This is a genomic window from Nocardia sp. FBN12 (assembly GCF_054031145.1).
This window is the reverse complement of sequence record NZ_CM132926.1, coordinates 661,559-681,213: the sequence shown is the minus strand read 5'-3', so window position 1 is coordinate 681,213 and position 19,655 is coordinate 661,559. Positions and strand designations below refer to the sequence as shown.

General features: G+C 67.6%; 21 protein-coding genes. 11 read left to right on the top strand and 10 right to left on the bottom strand.

What is annotated here, in order from left to right; translation table 11 throughout:
* Positions 1-94 precede the first annotated feature (94 nt).
* Genes ACWZHB_RS03545 through ACWZHB_RS03530 form a run of 4 tightly spaced genes read left to right on the top strand, consistent with a single transcriptional unit; the run spans position 95 to position 3,832 of the window.
* Complete coding sequence (locus ACWZHB_RS03545; protein WP_427906500.1) at positions 95-1,957, top strand: hypothetical protein; 1,863 nt, start codon at positions 95-97, stop codon at positions 1,955-1,957.
* Entirely contained in the window at positions 1,954-2,139 is a 186-nt protein-coding gene (locus tag ACWZHB_RS03540) for a hypothetical protein (protein WP_427906499.1), read from the top strand. Before ACWZHB_RS03545 ends, ACWZHB_RS03540 begins: the two co-directional genes overlap by 4 nt.
* Complete coding sequence (locus tag ACWZHB_RS03535; protein WP_427906498.1) at positions 2,136-2,507, top strand: hypothetical protein; 372 nt, start codon at positions 2,136-2,138, stop codon at positions 2,505-2,507. The genes ACWZHB_RS03540 and ACWZHB_RS03535 overlap by 4 nt, the downstream gene beginning before the upstream one ends.
* On the top strand, positions 2,504-3,832 hold the full coding sequence (locus ACWZHB_RS03530; protein WP_427906497.1) for a hypothetical protein: 1,329 nt from the start codon (positions 2,504-2,506) through the stop codon (positions 3,830-3,832). Before ACWZHB_RS03535 ends, ACWZHB_RS03530 begins: the two co-directional genes overlap by 4 nt.
* Positions 3,833-4,303: 471 nt before the next feature.
* Here ACWZHB_RS03530 and ACWZHB_RS03525 read toward each other — a convergent pair whose 3' ends face one another.
* On the bottom strand, positions 4,304-4,582 hold the full coding sequence (locus ACWZHB_RS03525) for a hypothetical protein (protein ID WP_427906496.1): 279 nt from the start codon (positions 4,580-4,582) through the stop codon (positions 4,304-4,306).
* The gene (locus ACWZHB_RS03520) at positions 4,572-5,138 is read right to left on the bottom strand and encodes an RNA polymerase sigma factor (RefSeq protein WP_427906495.1); all 567 of its coding nucleotides are present in this window, start codon (positions 5,136-5,138) and stop codon (positions 4,572-4,574) included. The genes ACWZHB_RS03525 and ACWZHB_RS03520 overlap by 11 nt, the downstream gene beginning before the upstream one ends.
* Before the next feature lie 415 nt (positions 5,139-5,553).
* Here ACWZHB_RS03520 and ACWZHB_RS03515 point away from each other — a divergent pair, with 415 nt between their 5' ends.
* Together ACWZHB_RS03515 and ACWZHB_RS03510 are read left to right on the top strand one after the other, a co-directional pair.
* Positions 5,554-7,197 carry an ABC-F family ATP-binding cassette domain-containing protein gene (locus ACWZHB_RS03515; RefSeq protein WP_427906494.1) on the top strand — a complete coding sequence of 548 codons (1,644 nt, stop codon included), beginning with the start codon at positions 5,554-5,556 and terminating at the stop codon, positions 7,195-7,197.
* Between the two features lie 180 nt (positions 7,198-7,377).
* The gene (locus ACWZHB_RS03510) at positions 7,378-7,605 is read left to right on the top strand and encodes a histidine phosphatase family protein (protein ID WP_427906493.1); all 228 of its coding nucleotides are present in this window, start codon (positions 7,378-7,380) and stop codon (positions 7,603-7,605) included.
* 28 nt (positions 7,606-7,633) lie between these two features.
* Here the strand turns inward: ACWZHB_RS03510 and ACWZHB_RS03505 are convergent, their stop codons facing one another.
* Positions 7,634-8,395 (bottom strand): class I SAM-dependent methyltransferase, encoded by a 762-nt coding sequence (locus tag ACWZHB_RS03505; protein ID WP_427906492.1) that lies wholly within the window; start codon positions 8,393-8,395, stop codon positions 7,634-7,636.
* 134 nt (positions 8,396-8,529) lie between these two features.
* On the opposite strand from ACWZHB_RS03505, the gene ACWZHB_RS03500 reads away from it, so the two are divergent.
* Positions 8,530-9,417: a ribonuclease Z gene (locus tag ACWZHB_RS03500; RefSeq protein WP_427909067.1), complete on the top strand. Its 888-nt coding sequence runs from the start codon at positions 8,530-8,532 to the stop codon at positions 9,415-9,417.
* 68 nt (positions 9,418-9,485) lie between these two features.
* On the opposite strand, the gene ACWZHB_RS03495 is transcribed toward ACWZHB_RS03500, so the two are convergent.
* Complete coding sequence (locus tag ACWZHB_RS03495) at positions 9,486-10,139, bottom strand: TetR/AcrR family transcriptional regulator (RefSeq protein ID WP_427906491.1); 654 nt, start codon at positions 10,137-10,139, stop codon at positions 9,486-9,488.
* Between the two features lie 93 nt (positions 10,140-10,232).
* Between ACWZHB_RS03495 and ACWZHB_RS03490 the strand changes: the two genes are divergently transcribed.
* Entirely contained in the window at positions 10,233-10,604 is a 372-nt protein-coding gene (locus ACWZHB_RS03490; protein WP_427906490.1) for a nitroreductase family deazaflavin-dependent oxidoreductase, read from the top strand.
* A 60-nt stretch (positions 10,605-10,664) separates the two neighbouring features.
* Here the strand turns inward: ACWZHB_RS03490 and ACWZHB_RS03485 are convergent, their stop codons facing one another.
* Positions 10,665-11,201 (bottom strand): DUF3145 domain-containing protein, encoded by a 537-nt coding sequence (locus tag ACWZHB_RS03485; protein WP_427906489.1) that lies wholly within the window; start codon positions 11,199-11,201, stop codon positions 10,665-10,667.
* A gap of 102 nt (positions 11,202-11,303) precedes the next feature.
* Positions 11,304-12,119, bottom strand: coding sequence for a serine hydrolase domain-containing protein (locus tag ACWZHB_RS03480; protein WP_427906488.1), 816 nt, complete (start codon positions 12,117-12,119; stop codon positions 11,304-11,306).
* Between the two features lie 39 nt (positions 12,120-12,158).
* On the opposite strand from ACWZHB_RS03480, the gene ACWZHB_RS03475 reads away from it, so the two are divergent.
* Complete coding sequence (locus tag ACWZHB_RS03475; protein WP_427906487.1) at positions 12,159-13,358, top strand: serine hydrolase domain-containing protein; 1,200 nt, start codon at positions 12,159-12,161, stop codon at positions 13,356-13,358.
* An 87-nt stretch (positions 13,359-13,445) separates the two neighbouring features.
* Here ACWZHB_RS03475 and aztD read toward each other — a convergent pair whose 3' ends face one another.
* Positions 13,446-14,606 carry a zinc metallochaperone AztD gene (gene aztD / locus ACWZHB_RS03470; RefSeq protein WP_427906486.1) on the bottom strand — a complete coding sequence of 387 codons (1,161 nt, stop codon included), beginning with the start codon at positions 14,604-14,606 and terminating at the stop codon, positions 13,446-13,448.
* Between the two features lie 26 nt (positions 14,607-14,632).
* Positions 14,633-15,505, bottom strand: coding sequence for a zinc ABC transporter substrate-binding protein AztC (gene aztC, locus ACWZHB_RS03465; RefSeq protein ID WP_427909066.1), 873 nt, complete (start codon positions 15,503-15,505; stop codon positions 14,633-14,635).
* On the opposite strand from aztC, the gene ACWZHB_RS03460 reads away from it, so the two are divergent.
* Positions 15,453-15,581: a hypothetical protein gene (locus tag ACWZHB_RS03460; RefSeq protein ID WP_427909396.1), complete on the top strand. Its 129-nt coding sequence runs from the start codon at positions 15,453-15,455 to the stop codon at positions 15,579-15,581. The genes aztC and ACWZHB_RS03460 overlap by 53 nt on opposite strands.
* Before the next feature lie 43 nt (positions 15,582-15,624).
* Here the strand turns inward: ACWZHB_RS03460 and aztB are convergent, their stop codons facing one another.
* Positions 15,625-17,697, bottom strand: a complete 2,073-nt coding sequence (gene aztB, locus ACWZHB_RS03455; protein ID WP_427906485.1) for a zinc ABC transporter permease AztB — start codon at positions 17,695-17,697, stop codon at positions 15,625-15,627.
* A gap of 48 nt (positions 17,698-17,745) precedes the next feature.
* On the opposite strand from aztB, the gene aztA reads away from it, so the two are divergent.
* Positions 17,746-18,417 carry a zinc ABC transporter ATP-binding protein AztA gene (gene aztA / locus ACWZHB_RS03450; protein WP_427906484.1) on the top strand — a complete coding sequence of 224 codons (672 nt, stop codon included), beginning with the start codon at positions 17,746-17,748 and terminating at the stop codon, positions 18,415-18,417.
* 89 nt (positions 18,418-18,506) lie between these two features.
* On the opposite strand, the gene ACWZHB_RS03445 is transcribed toward aztA, so the two are convergent.
* A complete protein-coding gene (locus tag ACWZHB_RS03445) occupies positions 18,507-19,637 on the bottom strand; it encodes an NDMA-dependent alcohol dehydrogenase (RefSeq protein WP_427906483.1) in 1,131 nt (376 codons plus the stop codon).
* Positions 19,638-19,655: the final 18 nt, after the last annotated feature.

Below are 19,655 nucleotides of genomic sequence, written 5' to 3'. Positions count from 1 at the left end.
CGCGACCCGCGCGCGGGGTATCGGCGCGGCGCGGAATTCGGGATACTGTTCGTTACCCCACAGACCGGGCGCTTCGACACATCGGAGGACTGCCATGGCCACAGCGATGACCGATCCGGCGACGATTCTGGTCGCGCAGGGCGCCGAAGGCGGTGGTGCCGCCCTCGATCAGGTCGCGCTGATGACCGGCGCGGCCGCGGTGGTGGGCGCGGTGCTGCTGTGGGTGGCGTACCTGCATCGGACGCGACGCATTACCTGGCTGCGCCGGCTGGCCGACTTCAGCGGTCGCCTCATGAACCGTCCGGGCTGGGTGGCGTTGCCGATCGCGATGTTCCTCGCGACCATCCTGACCGCGTTTCTCGGCTTCATCTGGGATGTGAGCCTGCATGTGGGCAAGGGCCGCGACGCCGGACCACTGGCCAACCCGGCGCACTACTTCATCCTGGTCGGCCTTTTCTTCCTCTTCATGGCGGGCATGCTGGCTGTCATCCTGCCGCTCGACGAGAAGCCGGGCAGGGCCGCGGTGAAGATCACCCGCGACTGGTACGCCCCCGTCGGCGGCATCCTGATCGCCGGTGCCGGTCTGTACGCGCTGATCGGTTTCCCGCTCGACGACATCTGGCATCGGCTGTTCGGACAGGACGTCACGCTCTGGGGACCCACGCACCTCATGCTCATCGGCGGTGCGGGTCTGTCGCTGATCGGCGTGCTGCTACTCGAGCTCGAAGGCCGATACAACCGGCCTGATCCCGAGCGGGCAGACGGACGGTTCCTCTGGGCGATCCAGGCCTTCGCTTTCGGCGGCCTGGTGATCGGGCTGTCGGTGTTCGGAGTCGAGTTCGACTTCGGCGTCGAGCAGTTCCGGCTGGTGCTGCAACCGATGTTGATCGTCTTCGCCGCCACCATCGCCCTGATCTCGGCGCGATTGACGCTCGGCGCCCTCAGCACGCTGGTCCTCGTGGCCTTCGCCTTCGCGGTGCGGTACATCGTCGCGGTCCTGGTCGGCACCGGATTCGAAGCGCCACGCAATGTGTTTCCGCTCTACCTCGGTGCCGCGATCGTGGTGGAACTGCTCGCCGTCGTGCCGCTGATCCGCCGCCGACCGCTCTGGTGGGGCGCGCTCACCGGGCTCGGTGTGGCGACAGTGGGCATCTGGCTGGAATCGCTGTGGGTCGAGCGGGTGTTCGTCAATCCCTGGGTCGGCGGGATGTGGCCGGAGCTGCTCGCGATGGCGGTGCCGGTCGGTGTGGCGGGTGGTGTGATCGGTGCGATGCTCGGCACCGTCTTGCGCGGCGAGGCACTACCCAGGCCCGCGGTGCGGCGTGGACTCGTGGTCGCCGCCGTGGTGATCGCGGGCGCGGCGACCGCGAACGGGGTGATCATCCGGGTGCCGGAGAACGCGTCGGCGACCGTCGCGCTCACCGACGCCGCTCCCGAACAGGGCGGGCGGATGGTCACCGCCGACATCCGGCTCGCCCCGGCGGATCTGATCGGTTCCGATCCGGAATGGGTGGAGATCCTTGCCTGGCAGGGCGGTACCGGCGATGACAGCCCCGGCCACGGCCTCGTCGTGGACAAGCTGCGTCGCGTCGCCGACGACCACTTCGTTTCCACCCGGCCGGTGCCCGTGCACGGCACCTGGAAGACGGTGCTGCGCCTGCAGGACGGACGCATGCAATCCGCGCTCCCGATCTTCATGCCGCTCGATCGCGGTATCGACGCCGCGGAGGTGCCCGCGCCGGAGAGCTTCACGCGGCCGTTCGTCGAGGAGATCTCGGTACTGCAGCGCGAGCGATCCTTCGACCATCCGTCCTGGCTCATCGGCCTCGCGAGCCTGGTGGTGCTGGCGTGCAGCCTGGCCTTGATCGCGGCGATGGGGTGGGGCGCGGCTCGCGTCAACGACCGTTACCTGGCGGCGGGTTGCACACCGAACCACAAGCCCACGGTCGAACCATGATTCGCCAGGAGAACGTCGACATTCTCGCCGACCACTCCCTCCTGCTGGCGATCCCCGCCTTCCTGCCCGCCGTCGCACTGGTCGGGCTTGTGCTGTTCATCGCGCTGCGCGACCGGCGCGCGGAGAAACGCGAAAACGTCGACGCGCGAGCACAATCCGATCACACCGAGGAGCATCCGTGACACATCGCCGGGTCCGGTACGGGCTTGTCACGGTCGCCGCGCTGCTGCTGGGTTGCTCGTCGGGGGCCGGGTCCGATTCGACCGACGACCCCGCGAACGCGGCCCGCGTCATCGACATCCGGATCGCGAACGGCGCGGTGTCCCCGGCCAATACGCGCACCGAAGCCGAGGTCGGACAACGCATCGTGTTGCGGGTCGACAGTGACACCACCGACGAACTACATGTCCACTCCGCCCCCGCGCACACCTTTCCCGTCGCCGCGGCTTCCGGCCAGCAGTTCGACTTCACCGTGACGGTGCCGGGCCAGGTGGAGATCGAACTGCACCACCTCGGACGGACGGTGACGACGCTGCTGGTCCGGCGGTGAGTCCCCTCGCCCACGGCCTCAACGGTGCCGCTGACCTGCCGATTCCGCTCACCTACGCGTTGATCGGCGCGGCGTGGGCGCTGACCTTCTCGTTCGCGCTGCTGTTGTTCACCTGGCGTCGGCCACGACTCGACCCCGACTCGCCGGGATTCCCGCTGCCGACGCCGGTACGCCGGATGATCGACGCACGCGCGACGCGGACGGTCATCGCCCTCGCGAGCGTGACGGTCACCGCCTGCGTGATCGTCACCGCGGTGTTCGGTTCCTCGGATCCGGCCTCGAATCCCGTTCCAGGAGTGCTGTATATCGGCGTCTGGGTCGGGGTGATGGTCGCGTCCCTGCTGATCGGACCGGTGTGGAAGGTCGTCTCCCCGGTCAGGGCGATCCATCGATTCGGCTGCCTCCTGCTGCGACGCGCGCCGGAACACGGACTTCTCCGCTATCGCGAGGAATGGGGTTACCGCCCAGCCGCGCTCGGCCTGTTCTCCTTCGTCTGGCTGGAATTGGCTTGGCGCACCCCCGGATCGGTGAGCGCGGTGCTGATCTGGCTACTCGGCTACCTGGTCGTGACCACGATCGGACTCGTGCTGTTCGGCACCGTCTGGGCCGAGCGGGCCGATCCGCTCGAGGTGTACAGCACGTTGCTGTCGCACCTGAGCGCCTACGGCCGCGACCGCGCGGGGCTGCCGGTGTTGCGGATGCCGCTCAACAATCTCGCGGGGACTCCCGGACGCGCGGGATCTGTCGCAGTCGCGGCGACGCTGCTGGGATCCACCGCCTTCGACAGCTTCTCGACTTTCCCGCGATGGCGCGAACTAGTCGATGGCCTGGCTCCGGTCATCGACGCGACGCTGGTGCGTACGGCGGGATTGCTGGTCTTCATCGGCGTGGTCGGTGGGCTGTTTTCCGTCGCCGCGCGGGCCACCGGCGGTGTCTCCCGCGCCGATCGAGCGCTGCTGCCGCGGCGGCTGGCACTGAGCCTCACCCCGATCGTGGCGGGCTATCTGATCGCCCACTACCTCACGTTTCTCCTCGAGAAAGGGCAGGCGACGGTACTGCTGTTCGCGGACCCGCTCGACCGCGGATGGAACATCGCGGGCCTGGCCGATCGAGACGTGGCCTACGTGCTGTCGAGTCATCCGAGTGTGCTCGCCACCTGCAAGGTGCTCGCGGTCCTGATCGGCCATGTCCTCGGCGTCGCCGCCGCCCACGACCGCTGCCTGCTCCTTCTCCCGCCGCGTCACCGGCTGACCGGCCAGCTGGCGTTGATGCTGACCATGGTCGGCTTCACGTTCACCGGGCTGTATCTGCTGTTCGGGGGTTAGCTGTGTCAGGCACAGTGAGCGGTTCAGGATGGCCATCATGTCCGGCTGCCGGTTGGGCGGTTCGGTCCAGACGATCGTGGCGGCCCGCACACTGTGGTGGCGCCGGAGAAAGTGGCGTAGCCGGTGATTCCGCCGGCATGTCCGATATAGCTTGTGCCGCAGGATAATTCGGCGGACATCACGCCGAATCCGTATTCGGGCCGTCGGCACGGCCCCCGGCTGGTCCGCCTTCTCGCTGGCGGCAGTCGGCGCATTCTTCACCGCGGTCGAAACAACCCCGGCGGGCGCGGACTCGCTCGCCGGACTCTACGAGCGACTTCCGACCTTGTTCATCGGACTGTGGAAGATCACGTTCGCGATCCGAGTTCGCAGCGCCCACCGCACATCGCCGAGTCGAAACCTGGTGCACGCCAACTGATCTCGCCCCCGAGCGACCGGTAGATCAACCGGTCGCTCGACGGCGTCAGAGCGTCAGGACGTAGCCTGATGGCGGTCGTGTCCGCTGACGGTGAGCGTGCACTGCCCGTCTTCACACGTCCGCTGCAGCTTGCCTCGCGACAAGGTCTGCATCAGTCCGATCGCCCAGCAGGTCGGGCACCCGCGCAGCGCGACCAACCCGACAGGTAGCAGCAACAGAGCGACCGGCCCGACAACCGGGATCAGCGCGATCGACCCGATCAGCGCGCCGAACCCCACCCCGCCGCGTACCAGGTGCTCGAACAGGGATCTACTCGCGAAGTCAGCACTCATCATGTCCTCCAGCAGCCTCGCCGGGCGTGGCCTGCAGCGATTGCTGAACCGCCGTCCTAGCCCGGTGCAGGCGCGACTTCATCGCCGCCGTACCGATCCCGAGCGCGTCGGCGACCATCCGCCCGCTGTAGCCCTGGATGTCGCGCATGATCAGCACGCTGCGCTGATCCGCGGGCAACGCGGCCACCGCGGCCGCCACCCTGCCCGCTTCCAGCCGTTGCAGCACCTCGTCCTCAGCCGAGGCCGCTGAGATGGTGTCCTGCACGGTGATTCGGGCCGACAGGCTCGTCCGCGCGCGACGCAGACACTCGTTGCGGACGATCCGGAACATCCACGACGCCAACGCACCGGAGGCGCGCAGCATCCCGATCTTGCGATACAGGATGATCAACGCCTCCTGCGCCGCATCCTCGGCGTCTTCCGGTGTGGCACACAGGGAATGGGCGAACCGCTGAATATGCGGATGCGAGCCCGATACCAACGCGGCGATCGAATCCACGTCACCGCCCTGCGCGGCGACGATCAACTGCTGGTCGGGCCAGCGCGATTCACCCACGCCCAGCTCGTTTGCGCCGCACGACATACATGCACGTGCACAGCAGCGTCAGACCGACGACAACTCCGATACCGATGACCACAACACACCTCCGTGTCCTGTCCCGACGTGCTGTCGCGACACACATAAGAGGCACCGACGACGCGAAAGGATTCACCCGCGTCCGAAAAATCCGCCCGCACCCGATCGCCCGACCCCAGCGTGGCACAACCGCGACGTGCCCGAAATCTCGTTGGCAACCGACGCGCTCCTCGGTATCGTTCCCATCATGCACACCGCGATGATGAAGCCCTGGTCGCTCCGCTGACGGCGGCGACCCGCATTCCATCCCCTTTCTGACGCCGCTGTCCCGGGTATTCACGCCGGGCGGTCAATTCGTGCTGTCCCGGCTCCTTCCTCGAGCTGCGGAGAATCTGTGTCTATCTCGCATACCGGCCGATCCGGCCTGTCCACCGACCTTCCGGCGGGCGCGAACGCCCACATCAGGGCGACGTCGATCCACGTCACCCTCGGATCGCGCGCGGTGCTCACCGACGTCTCACTCACGGTGTCGGCCCGTTCCCGGCTCGCCATCGTCGGCGAGAACGGGCGTGGCAAGACCACGTTGTTGCATGTGCTGGCCGGCTTGCTCGTCCCGGACGGCGGGTCGGTCAGCCGGGTCGGCACCGTGGGTGTCGCCCAGCAGGCCATCGCTTTTCGCGCGAACGAGACCGTCGGCGATCTGGTGGCCGAGACGATCGAACCGGCGTTGGGAGCACTGCGTGACCTCGATGCCGCCACCCTCGCGCTCACTGACGAACAACCGGGGGCCGACGACGCCTACGCGGCGGCCCTGGACGCCGCCACCAGGCTCGATGCCTGGGATGCCGAACGCCGCGTCGACATCGCGCTGTCGGCCCTGCACGCCTGCACCGATCGGGAGCGCCCGTTGGCGACGCTGTCCGTCGGGCAACGCTATCGAGTCCGGCTGGCGTGCCTGCTCGGCTCGACGCAGGACATCCTGCTGCTGGACGAACCGACCAATCACCTCGATCGCGACGGCCTCGACTTCCTGACCGGCCGCCTGCGCGCCCATTCCGGCGGGCTGGTGGTCGTCAGCCACGACCGTGCGCTGCTGCGTGATGTCGCCGGGGAGTTCCTCGACCTCGATCCCAGCCAGGACGGTCGCCCTCAGGTGTTCGCCGGCGGTTACCCGGGGTGGCAGCAGGGCCGCACACGCGCACGCGACCGCTGGGAAAACGAATACGACGAACAACAGGCCGAACGTGCGCGCCTGCGCGAAGCGGTGGCCGGTGCCAGGGACCGCCTCAGCACCGGCTGGCGACCCGACAAAGGAACCGGCAAGCATCAACGCCAGTCGCGGTCGCCCGGTCTGGTGCAGGCGCTCAAGCGACGCCAGTCCGACCTCGAAGACCACGTCGTCACCGTGCCCGAACCGCCGCTGCGGCTGCGCTTTCCCGAGCTGCGCGCTCGTCCCGGCACACCCGTGATCAGCGCGGACGACATCACGGTGACCGGTCGCCTCGATTCCCCCGTCACGCTGTCGCTGGAAGCAGGCGAACGCCTCCTGATCACCGGCCACAACGGTGCGGGCAAGTCCACCCTCCTAGCCACACTCGCGGGCACACTAGAGCCGTCCACCGGCACTGTCCGCCACCACGGCCCTGCCCGCATCGCACTCATCGGCCAAGAGGTCCCCGACTGGGACCCCGACCTAACCGCCCAGGATCTCTACGACCAGCACACCCGAAATATCCACCTGCACAACAACATCGACCCGATCCCGCTCACCGCCACCGGCCTACTCGAACAGCGATCCCGCCACACCCCCGTCGCCCGCCTGTCCCAGGGCCAACAACGCCGACTCCACCTGGCTATCCAACTAGCCGCCCGCCCCCACCTCCTGCTCTGCGACGAACCAACCAACCACCTGTCGATCTCCCTGGTCGACGACCTCACCACCGCCCTCTCGACCACCCCCGCCGCCATCGTCATCGCCACCCACGACCGCCAGATGCTCACCGACCTGTCCCACTGGCCACACCTGCCCCTGGCGTGAAGCCGCCACCCACGGCGACAATGACCTGGATCCGGCGGCAGCACCTTCGGGAGGACGAGAGTTGCGCAAGATCTACGTGGTCACACATCCCGAGGCGACGCACCACGTCGAGCGACTCGTCGGCGGATGGTACGACTCCGAGCTCACCCAGCGGACTTCGCGCACCGTGTCTACGCAGCGATGGACTCGATCCTGGCCAGCACCTGCCGACACCAGGTCATCGTCACGCACGGTGGCAGCCTCACCTTTGTGGTGGCCGCATGGATCGGAATGCCGATCGAGGCGGCGGGATACACGGCCTTCCATGCCACCCCCGGCGGGATCACCGAGCTCAGGGAAGACGACTTCTTCCACAACCATCAGGTGTTCCTCCTCGACGACACTCGACATCTGCGCGACCCCGGGTGAAGTGTCCGGAGGTGTCGCGTGGAGCCCGTCAAGGACGACGTGCGCTGATGAGCCAAGACCGTGAGTCGAAATACACACCGGTTTCGGTCTCATGGTCGGCCAGAACCTCGCGCAACCGCGCACGGGCTCGGTCGGCTTTCGCGGGCTCGAGCGCAGCGAGGTAGGCCGTGAATCCTGTCAGACGGAGCAGGTTGTCGTAGGCGGCGGCGCTGTCGGGACCGTAGTAGACGGGCTCGTCGATCTCCGCGAAATTGATATCGGTGAAACCTGCTGCTGTCAAAAGGGGTTCGGTGGCGTCCGGATCGGCGAGCGAGAACGGGCCGCGGCCGGGCGTGGCGATCGACGCGGCGAGGACGTCGCTGAACACGGTCGCCCATTCGTTGCGGTCGTGGCCTTGCCAGACAAGCCACGCGAGACGGCCCCCCGAACGCAGTGCGCGGGCGATATTGGTGAACGCGGCGGCCGGATCGGCGAAGAACATCACACCGAACCTGCTGATGCAGAGGTCGAAAGCTGTGGGCGGAAACGGTTTCACCTGCGCATCCGCCAGCTCGAAACCGACGTTCGACGGCCCCTCGTCCTCGCTGATCCGACGGGCCTTTTCGAGCATCACCGGTGAGATATCGACCCCCACCGCGCTCCCGTCGACCGCCGCGCGAGCCGCCTCGCGCGTGGTCTGCCCTGTGCCACAGCCGATGTCGAGCACGCGATCACCGGCACCGACCCGTGCGGCAGCGAAGAAATGCGCAGTGTGCAGACGCAGTTCGGCGTCGTAGTCGAACAGATCCATCGTCGTCCTCCGGTGACCGTGCCACGGTGCGCGCGTCGGCCGACAGCGCGCACTCGACCCATCACACCACCCTGCACGGCAATCGCCGCGCCCATCGACGTGACACCGACGCGGCGACCCGCCAGGATGGGGCGATGTCGACACGAGAACTCGTCGTCCTCGGCACAGCAGGCGCTGTGCCGACCCGCCGCCGCAACCACAACGGCTACCTGCTGCGCTGGGACGGGCAGGGCGTGCTGTTCGATCCGGGCGAGGGTACGCAGCGCCAGATGGCGCACGCGGGCGCTTCCGCGACCGAACTGCATTGGCTGTGTGTCACCCATTTCCACGGCGACCACTCGCTGGGTGTCCCAGGCATCGTGCAACGGCTCGGTCGCGACGGAGTACCCCACGACGTGCACGCCGTCTACCCCGCCGAGGGTGCCGAGTACTGGGAACGACTGAGGTACGCGACGAGCTACTACGGTTCACCCACCCTCGTCGAGCACCCGGTGCGTGGCGCAGGCGAAACGTTGCAGGGCAACGGTTTCACTCTCACCGCACTCCCGCTTGCCCACAGCATCCCCACCTACGGATACCGCCTCGCCGAACCGGACAGCCGAACGTTTCTGCCCGAGAAGCTACGCGAGCACGGCATCTCCGGCGCCGCGATCCGTGAGCTGTCGGGGCCGCTGCTCGCGGAATGCTCGGCGCCGAGGCCGGGCCAGAAGGTCGCGTTCGTCATGGATACGCGCCTGTGCGACAACGTCTTCGAACTCGCGGACGGTGTCGACATGCTGATCATCGAGTCGACCTTCCTCGACTCCGAGACGGATCAGGCACACGAACGCGGCCATCTCACCGCGCGTCAGGCGGGCGAGGTAGCGCGCGCTTGCGGCGTGAAAACCCTTGTCCTGACGCATTTTTCCGAGCGATACACGGCAAGCGAGGACCACCTGTTCATCGAACAGGCGGCCTTCCCCGACGCAGTCCTCGCCCACGATCTCGACCGCATCGCCCTACCCGCCCGACGCACGGCCTGAAGACAGCCAGCCGTACGGCCACGGCGTGGACCGCGCGCAGTGCTGGCGGTGCCCGGGCAATCGGGGCTTCAGTGCTCACCTCGGCGCGTTTCGAGCGCATCCAGGATCAGATCCAGACCGAACCCGAATTCGCTCGCGTAGTCGTATCCCGGTCGCAGCGCGTGGTCGACGATCATCTCGGTGAGATACGGCAATTCGTCCGCCGGAAGGTTCGCCAGAATGCCACCCGCGACTTCCTCGACATCCGCCGGCTCGGACACCGGCAGGTTCGCCTCCTGGAGGACGAACCCACCGACATAACTGTCGATCAGCGAGACAGCGTGCGCGGCCATCGGCAGCGAAAACCCGCCTTCCCGAAGAACTCCGAGGACAGCGTCGTGATGCCGGAGTGTCGCAGGCCCCGGGTTCCGGCGGGAATCCATCAGCCCGAGCGCCCAGCTGTGTTGCGCCAGCACCGCGCGCGCCGAGCACGCCCTCCCGCGAATCGCGTCTCGCCAATCGGCACTCCCCGCTTCGGGTAGCGCGATCGCCGCGAACACCGCGTCGACGACCCCGTCGAGTATCGCGTCCTTGTTCGGCACATGGTTGTAGAGCGACATCGCCTCCACCCCCAACTCCTGCGCCACCCGCCGCATCGTGATGGCCTCCGCTCCCCCTCGGTCGGCGACCCGAATCGCGGCAGCCAGCACCCGCTCGCGGCTGAGCGGTTGCCGTACGGGCATCGGACCTCCTAGGAGCTGAAGTGTTGACAAGCTTACAGTCGTAAGTCAGCCTTACAAGTGTAAGCCACACCGGCCCGAACAAGGGAGCACCCCATGCCTATGCCGATTTGGTGGGGCCACATCAACAAGCGCGTCTTCAACCCTCGCGCCGTCGCGGGCGGAAAATGGCCGGTCCTCACCCACACCGGCCGCACCTCGGGAACGACGTACCACACCCCGCTCGACGCCCACCCCGTCGAAGGCGGCTACCTCTTCGTCCTGGTCTACGGATCGGCAGCGGACTGGGTGCAGAACATCCTCGCCGCCGGCACCGCGCGACTCCGCAAGGACGGCCAGGAGTTCGCGCTCACCGCACCACGCGTCGTCGACAGAGACGAAGCCTTCCAGGCCCTACCCCCAGAGATCGCCCGCCCACCGAAACTCCTGCGCATCACGGAGTTCCTCCGCATGGACCTCGCCGACTGACGCTCGCCGGCGATCGGTGTGGCCGTCGGGATCAGACCCCGCTCGGCCGACCGGATGCCGTCAGCCCACATCCCGTCGTAACCAGGTGACTTCGGCACCGACGCTGTCGGTGCCCTGCCGGAATGCCTCGAGGTCCTCGTCCCAGGGTGAGCCAAGTGCGCGGTCGAGTTCGGTGGAGAGGTCGAAGGTTCCGTGGGAGTCGAGTTCGGTGGCGGCTTGGAGTAGGGCGCGTAATCGCATTTCGCCGAGCATCACGTCGCCGTTGGCGCCGGTGGATCCGTGCCAGAGGCCGAGGGTGGGGACGAAGCTGTAGCGTTCGCCGTCGACGCCTTCGCTGGGGTCCTCGGTGACTTCGAAACGGAGCACGGGCCAGGTGCGCAATGATTGGGCTATCCGGGCCGCGGTACCGACGGGGCCGACCCAATCGCTGCTCGCGCGGAGTTGTCCGTCGGCAGGCTGAGTGTTCCAGCGCAATTTCGCGGGCGACGAGAGCGCGGTGGACAACGCCCATTCCACGTGCGGGCACAACGCGGCGGGCGATGAGTGGATGTACACCACACCCGCCGTCGCGTCAGCGAACTGACTCGATGCGCGCACTAACAACACCTCCAGCCTCGACAAGGAACGTCTTCCCCAACGGCCCGTCGCGGTCTGGCGTGGCACGAGTGTACTGAAGTGTGCGGTGTTGCGCGTGTTACTTTACTGCGTGTTATGTGTCTCTGCGATAACGGAATCGCTGAATTTCGGCCACGCCGTTCTGGCCCAGTCACCGAAATTCTCGTCGCTCAACGCGATTGTCGCCACCCCTATTTCCGGGTCGACCCAGAGGAACGTGCCGGACTGGCCGAAGTGCCCGTAGGTGCGGGCGGAATTGCCAGATCCCGTCCAGTGCGGGGTTTTCCCGTCGCGGATTTCGAATCCCAATCCCCAGTCGTTGGGGCGCTGGGAGCCGTATCCGGGCAGTACTCCGTTGCGGTCCGGGAATTGCACCGACGTCGCGTCATCCAGTGTTTGCCGAGATATCAATTGGGGTACCAGCAACTCGCCCGCGAATAGCGTGAGGTCGGCGAGGGAAGCGCTGGCCGCGTGGCCGGCTGATCCGTCGAGGACCGCGGTGGTCATGCCGAGCGGCTCGAAAACGGCCTCGCGCAGATACTGCGGAAATTCGATGCCGGTCTGCTCGGTCAGGAAGCCGGCGAGCAGTTCGAAGCCCGCGCTCGAGTAGATGCGGCGGGCGCCGGGTTCGGCGAGCACCTCGGGCGTATCGAACGCGACGCCCGAGGTGTGGGCGAGCAGATGCCGCACGGTCGAACCGGGCGGACCCGCGGGTTGATCGAGTTCGACCGCGCCTTCCTCGACCGCGACGAGCGCGGCATAGGCGACGAGCGGTTTGGTCACCGAGGCGAGCCGGAACACCCGTTCGGTATCGCCGATGCTCGACGCACCGCCGGTGGTGACCACGGCGGCGGCGGCGTTCTTGACCGGCCAGTGCTGAACCTGCTGCAACGATCGCATATCGGCAGCGTACGAGACGCGGCTACGATCGAGGACACCATGAGTCCCGCACCATCGATCCACGGCGACGTGGCGGCCGGTTTCGGCCCCGTCGCCGACGCTTTCCGCCGCAACTTCATCGACCACGGCGAGATCGGCGCCGCCGTCGCCGTGTACGCCGGTGACCAGCCACTGGTCGACCTGTGGGCAGGCCATCGCGATCGCAAGCGCGAGGTGGCGTGGGAGCGCGACACGATCGTGCCAGTGTTCTCCTCGTCGAAGGGGATGTCGGCGTTCACCCTCGCGACGGCGGTCTCGCGCGGGCTGCTCGACTACGAGGCGCCGGTGGCGAAGTACTGGCCGGAGTTCGGCGCGCACGGCAAGGAACGGATCACCGTGCGTCAGCTGATCGACCATCAGGCCGGGCTGTCGGGGCTGGACCGGATCGTGAAACTGCGTGAGCTCACCGACCGCGATGCCCTCGGCGAGCTGCTCGCCGCGCAGAAACCGGCGTGGGTGCCGGGTACCCGGCACGGCTACCACGCGCTGACGCTTGGCCTGTATCAGAGCGAACTACTGCGACGAGTCGATCCGGCCGGCCGTAGTCTCGGGCGCTTCTTCGCCGAAGAGGTCGCGGGCCCGGTCGGCGCCGACCTGTTCATCGGGCTGCCCGCCGACGAGCCGATGGAGCGGATTGCCCAGCTCTCGGCGACCAAGGGACTCGACATCATGCGCTACGAGCGCCGCGATCTGCCGCTGCGACTCGGCGGCGAACTCTATGCCAAGCGCGGGTATTCCTATGCGGCACTGACGAATCCGCGTCCCGGCGCCCCCGCTCGTGCCGCCCGGCGGGAGTTCCTCGAAATCGAATGGCCCGGCATGAACGGTGTCGGCAATGCCCGCGCGCTGGCGAAGGTCTACGGGGCCGCGGCGGGCCGCACCGGTGCGCTGTCGATCAGCGACGATGTTCTCGACCTGCTCGCGGCGGCCGACACCGCCGACGATGTGCCCGCCGACGACCTGGTGCTGCACACCAAGAGCCGCTATCACCTCGGTTTCCGCAAGTCGCGCGGCTCTTTCCGCTTCGGCTCCGACAAGCGCGCCTATGGCACAACCGGTTTGGGCGGCTCGTTCGGATTCGCCGATCCGACAACGGGATTGGGTTTCGGCTACAGCATGAACCGCCTCGGCATGGCGATTCTCGATGATGTCCGCAGTCGCAATCTGCGCGAGGTCGTCGTGCGGTGCGCCGACCGATAGCACATCGACCGGCCCGATCTCCCGATCGGGCCGGTCCCGGTCGACACCGCGATGGCATCCAGCTCACCGAGCCGGACACGCACAGCCTCAGTGCGCGGTGACGCCGGTGATCTCGTTCGGCGATGCGGCGAGCGTGGCCGTGGCGGTGACCTTTCCGTCGGCGAGGTCGACGCGGTGCACCTGCTTGGTCGCCGGGTCGCTCACGTAGGCGATACCGTCGCGCACGAACAGCGCAGGGCGGGCTTGCTGCCAGTCCAGGGGCTCGGACCAGGTGCCGATCACCGGGATGGTGCGAACTTCCTTGCCCGCGACGGGGTCGATCACGTGGATCTTGCCGTCGGTGCCGAGCACCAGGGCCTCACCCTGCGGGCCGCGGCCCAGCGAGCGGAAGGTGTAGCTGGTGCCGATGTCGACGAGGCGCAGTGTGCCGTCGGCGGTATTCACCAGCGAGATCTGCTGTGGGCGTTCGAGTTCGGCGTCCTTGTCCTGCTTGTAGTCGCCGAGCACGATCGGGGAGACCTCGCTGCCGGACATGTTGCCGATCCGGCCGTAGGCGGTCGGGCTGGTCACCTTGGTGATCTTGCCGTCGCGGTAGATGACGGCACCGGTCTGGCAGCCGACCACCACAGCTTCGCCCTGCGCGGCGGCTTCGCCGTGCACCCCGGGGCAGTCCTCGTTGCGGGTGATCTCCTTGCGGTCCTTGTCGAGGGCCATGAGGCCGACCCGCGAGTCCTCGGTACCGAGGGTGACCAGCAGGTTCCCGTTGCTCAGTTCGAGCGCGACGCCGTGGTGCGCGGCGGCGGCCTTGTAGACCTCCGAGGACTTTCCGCTGTCGATCTTGTCGGTGTCGATGACGGTGACCTCGCCGGTGCCGTCGGCGAAGAGCACGGTCTTGCCCGCGTGCCGCACCACGTGGCCGGGTTTGGCTGCGGCGTAATCGGTTCCAGTGAACTCGGCGGCGTAGGCATCGAAGACACGGAATCCGTCCTTGGTCGACACCATCAGATGGTCGTCGTCGCCGGCCGGGTTGAGCCGGTTGTACCCTTCGAGCTTCACCTCACCTTCCTGGGCGAGCGAGGCACCGTCGAGGACGTAGATGCCGCCGTCGTAGGTGAGGGCGATCGGTTCGGCGCCAGGGGTGTGCTCATGATCGTGGGCGGAATCGTCTGTGCCACAACCGCTCAGCGCCAGAACCGAGGCGACGGCCCCGGACATGGCCACCATCGTGGTGGTCCGTGTGGTGTTCATGTAGTGCTCCATCTCTTGTGCGTGAATTACGTGGTGGGCCCGGATAAGCCACGGGCGATGGCCTCGGTGTTGGCGCGCGCCATCTCCAGATAGGTCGCCGCGCCCCCACCCGGTTCGGTCAGTGATTCGGTATGCAGGGCGATCACCTGCACCTGCAAGCCGGTGTGTTCGGCGAGCACGCGCGAAAGCCGGTCGGGTTGCGCGGAATCGGCGAAGATCGCGCGCGCACCGGCGGTCCTGATCGCGGTGGCGAGGTCGTCGAGGTCGGACGCGCTCGGCGAGGCGAGGGTGGTGCCGCTCGGTATCACCGCGCCGATCACCTGGAACCCGAATCGCTGTGCGAGATAACCGAACACGTGATGATCGGTGACCAGCTGCCTGCGCTCGACCGGGATGGTGGCGAATCGATCGGTCATCCAGCGGTCCAATTCGTCGAGTTCGCCGAGATAGCGCTGCGTATTCGCCCGCACCGCACCGGCATCGACGCCGTCGACCTGGTCGAGCACTTCGGCGCTGATCGCCTCGACAGCCATGCGCACCCGTCGCGGATCGGTCCAGAAGTGTGGATCGGGCTGTCCCGCGGACTCGTCGGAGGTGTACTGGATCGGATCGGCCCGCTCAGCGACGGCCAGCGTCGGCACGCCCGCCGCGACCGCCGCCTGCACATGCCGGGCTACGCCCTCCTCGAGCCCGAGTCCGTTGTGCACCACCAGCGCCGACCGTTCGATATCGGCGGCCTGACGGGCGGAGATCGCGAACGAATGCGGATCGGCACCCGCCTGCATCAACACCGTCACCGGCACCGTGTCACCGACCACGGCCCGGGTCAGATCGCCGAGAATATTCGTGGTCACCACGATCCCGGACCGTTCGGCGCCACTGGTGCACGCGGTCACCAAGGGCACGAGCAATGCGGCTGCGGCGATCAACCCGACCACCAGGCGCGTCGACGCCAGGCGCCGCCGTCCCGAGTGACCCGCATCGAACGTTGGGCACTGATTCTCTGGAAACGCGTGGTTCACAGGCCTGTCTCCACCATCAGCGACGGCGCGATATCCAGCGAGAACGTGCGCGCGACGCGGAGGTTGTCGTTGTAAGCGATCTCGTGGATCCTGCGCCCACGAATGTCGTTGACATAGGCGCGATCCGGGTCGACACGGATCACCGGCTGCCCTTCGACGGGCCCATCCGAAACAGCGAGATGTGCTGTCTCCGCGCCGGTTACGGGGTCGATACTGCGCAGGACGCCGTCCCGGGTGAGCACCAGCAGCGGCGATCCTTCACCTGCGGTGTTCACCGCGACCGCCTCGGAGATCACGGTCCGCGTCCAGGTCTTCTTCCTGATGTCGAGCGTCCACACGCCATCGCGACCGGCGAGCGCGGTCAGCGTGGTGCTGCCGGGGCGGTGGGTGAACGTGCTCGCCCGGTCCGTGGTCGGCGCCGGGTAGGGAATCTTCTCGGCGACGAACTCGCCGTCCCGCTGTGCTACCACGAGTGCGCCGTCAGCACAACCGAAGACGACTCCGCGTCGGGTGACGGCCTGCCCTCGCGGCTGTGGGCAGGTGACGGCCTGCGCTTGACCCGCCGCGCCGTCTCGCCCGCGCACCTCGACGCGTCCCGAGCTGTCGGCGACCACGATCCGCTCGGCATACGGCACCGCGATGCCCTCGACCCGGCGTTGGGTCCGGGCGACACCGCCGTCCAGCGCCGGACGGTCGAACAAGATCGTCGCGCCCGAGTCGAGGACAACCGACGCAACGGCGGCGTCGCTGTACGCGCCGACAACCCCGGAACCTCCCGCGCCGCTGCCGGCGCCCGGCTCGGCGGCCGCGCCACTGTCGCCCGCCACGACCGCGCCGACTTCCCGGATCGGAGCCTGGTAGTAGTGCCGGTGGTCGCCGTGGTCGACCGTCCATGCCCCGCTGTCCACGACCCGCACCGACGCGCCCGCGCTCAGATACGCGAAGCGCCCGTCACCCACCGCCGCGACGGTCGGCACCCGCTGGTCCCCACCGCTCGGCGACTGACCGGCACTGCCAGGCGTTGCCGATGGCACAGCGTCTATCGACGTGACCTTCTCGGTCAGCAGATCGATCACCCGCACCGCCCCGCCCGCATCGGCGAGAACCAGGCGCGTCTGCGCCTCGCTCATCTCCTGCGCACCGGCCACGAATCCGTGCGGCGTCTCTTCGGCCACCGCGGGTTCCTCCGCCGTCGCGCACCCGACCAACGGCAGTGCGGCCAGCGCGGCCACCGACGCGGCCCCGACCTTCCCGACGCGCTCCCGCACCGCCGAGAGAATCGCCGATACGAAGAACGACCCCACCGCCACGGCCGCGATGGTCGCCCCCGCAGCCGTCCCCGCGTGCCACGAAATGACCAGTCCCGCAACGGTAGAGAACCCGCCGACCAGCGCGGCGATCAGCATCACCACCGGAATCCGATCCGACCAGTACACCGCGGCCGCGGGCGGAGCGATGAGCAACCCGAACACCAACAGCGTCCCGACGACGTGGAACGAGGCCACGATCGCCAGGGTCAGCAGCCCGACCAACGCCACCTGTGCCGCTTTCGGGTGTAGCCCGAGCGTGTGCGCTTTGCGCGGATCAAAGGTCAGCGCGAGGAACGCACGATGGCCGAACACGGCGATCATCAGCGAAAGCGCCAGCGCCGCAACGAGATACCACAGGTCGACGGTGCGCACGGCGAGCACATCACCGAACAGGAACCCGGTCAGATCCACCGCGAACGATTGCGACCGCGACACCAGGATCACCCCGGCCGCGAGCATCCCGACGAACAGCAACCCGATCGCGGTATCGGCCGCGAACCGCTTACTGCGCGAGAGCAGCGACACCCCGGCAGCCATGGCGGTGCAACTGACCGCGGCACCGACCATCAGGTTCCCGCCGAGCAACGCCGCCACCGCGACACCGGGCAGCATCCCGTGCGCCATCGCGTCGCCGAGAAATGCCATGCCGCGCACCACCACCCAGGTCCCGGCGAGCGCGCAGACGCACGAAACGAGCAGCCCACCCCACAGCGCGCGTTGTACGAAAGCCACCTCGAACGGGGCGAACAGCCATTCCATAGCGCGAGACGATATACTGAAAATGATTATCGTTTCAATTGAGGTGAGATGCAGCACACAGATGCAATCCGGATCGAGCGCCTGACCGCGGGTTATGCCCGACGGCCGGTGCTCCGCGAAGTGACGGCCACGATCCCCCGCGGCCGGATCACCGCGATCGTCGGCCCGAACGGCTCAGGAAAATCGACCCTGCTCGGCGTCCTCGCCGGAACCGTGGCGGCGCAAACAGGGAGGGTGGACCGGAGCACCACCCGGCGGCCCGCTTTCGTGGTGCAGCACACGGCGATTCCGCCGACTCTGCCGATCACCGTGCGAGACGCGGTCGCGATGGGACGCTGGGCACACCGCGGACCCTGGCGCCGCCTGCGGGCTGAGGATCGCGAGATCACGCGGACCTGCATGGAGAGAATGGAGCTCACCGATCTGGCAACTCGGCGGCTCGACACCCTGTCGGGCGGTCAACGACAACGCACGCTGCTCGCGCAGGCCTTGGCGCAGGAGTCCGATCTTCTGCTGCTCGACGAACCGGCGGCGGGCTTGGACGAGGCGTCGCAGGCCGAGATCTCCCGCGCGCTGCGGCAGGTGAGCGCGACCGGCGTGACGGTGGTACAGGCAACCCACGACCTGGCCGAGGCGGCCGGCGCCGACCACTGCCTACTCCTGCGAGACGGTCGACTGAAAGCCGCGGGTCACCCCGATGAAGTCCTGGTCAGGACCTAGATCGACAGTCCGCTCGGCGAAGCGATTCGCCCACGACCTGATCGCCCAGGTCGCGGTCCGCCTCGCCGAGCGGGCCGAAAAAGAGCTGACTACCAGTCGGCTTCGGTGAAGCGGATGATGCCGCGGATGTTCTTGCCGTCCAGCATGTCCTGGTAGCCCTGGTTGATCTCCTCCAGCGAGTAGCTGCGGGTGACCATGTCGTCGAGGTTGAGCTGACCCGACTTGTAGAGCTGGAGCAGGCGCGGTGCGTCCTGACGGGCATTGCCGCCGCCGAAGATGCAGCCCTTCACCGTCTTCTGCAGCATGGACAGCAGGAAGCTGTTCATCTTCACGTCGCTCTCGTCCATGCGGCCCATGGAGGTGACGACCAGGGTGCCCGCCTTGGCCGTGAGGATCAGACCCTCTTCGACGTACTCGCCGTGCATCTCACCCATGGTGAGGATGACCTTCTCGGCCATCCGCCCCTCGGTGGCCTCGATCATCGGCATGATCGCGGCGGCCATGCTCTCGTAAGTGTGGGTGGCGCCGAACTTCTGCGCCTGCTCGAGCTTCCACGGATTCGGGTCGATGGCGATGACCTTCGACGCACCGGAGAGCACCGCGCCCTGCAGCGCGCTCATGCCGACGCCACCGATGCCCGCGATCACCACGGTCTCGCCCGGCTGCACCTGCGCCACGTGAGTCGAGGAACCGAACCCGGTCGGCACACCACAGCCCACGAGGCACGCCACCTCGAACGGGATGGTGGGGTCGATCTTCACCACCGAGGTGTGGTGCACCGTCATGTACGGGGAGAACGTGCCGAGCAGACACATCGGGATGACGTTCTCGCCGCGCGCCTGGATGCGGTAGGTGCCATCCGAAATCGCCTGTCCCATCAGCAGTCCGGCACCCAGATCGCACAGCGCCATATTGCCGGCGACGCACGAGGGGCAGCGGCCACACGCGGGGATGAACGACAGGATGACGTGGTCGCCCACCGCCAGGTCGGCCGGACAGTTCGGGCCGAGCTTGGTGATGACACCCGCCCCCTCGTGTCCGCCCATCACGGGATAGCCCGGCATCGGCGTCGCGCCGGTGACGATGTGATGGTCGGAGTGGCACATGCCCGCCGTTTCCATCCGGATCTGTACTTCACCGGCGACGGGGTCGCCGACCTCGATCTCCTCGACCGACCATTCCTGATCGGTGCCCCACAGGATCGCGCCCTTCGTCTTCATGCCGGTAGACCTCTCGCC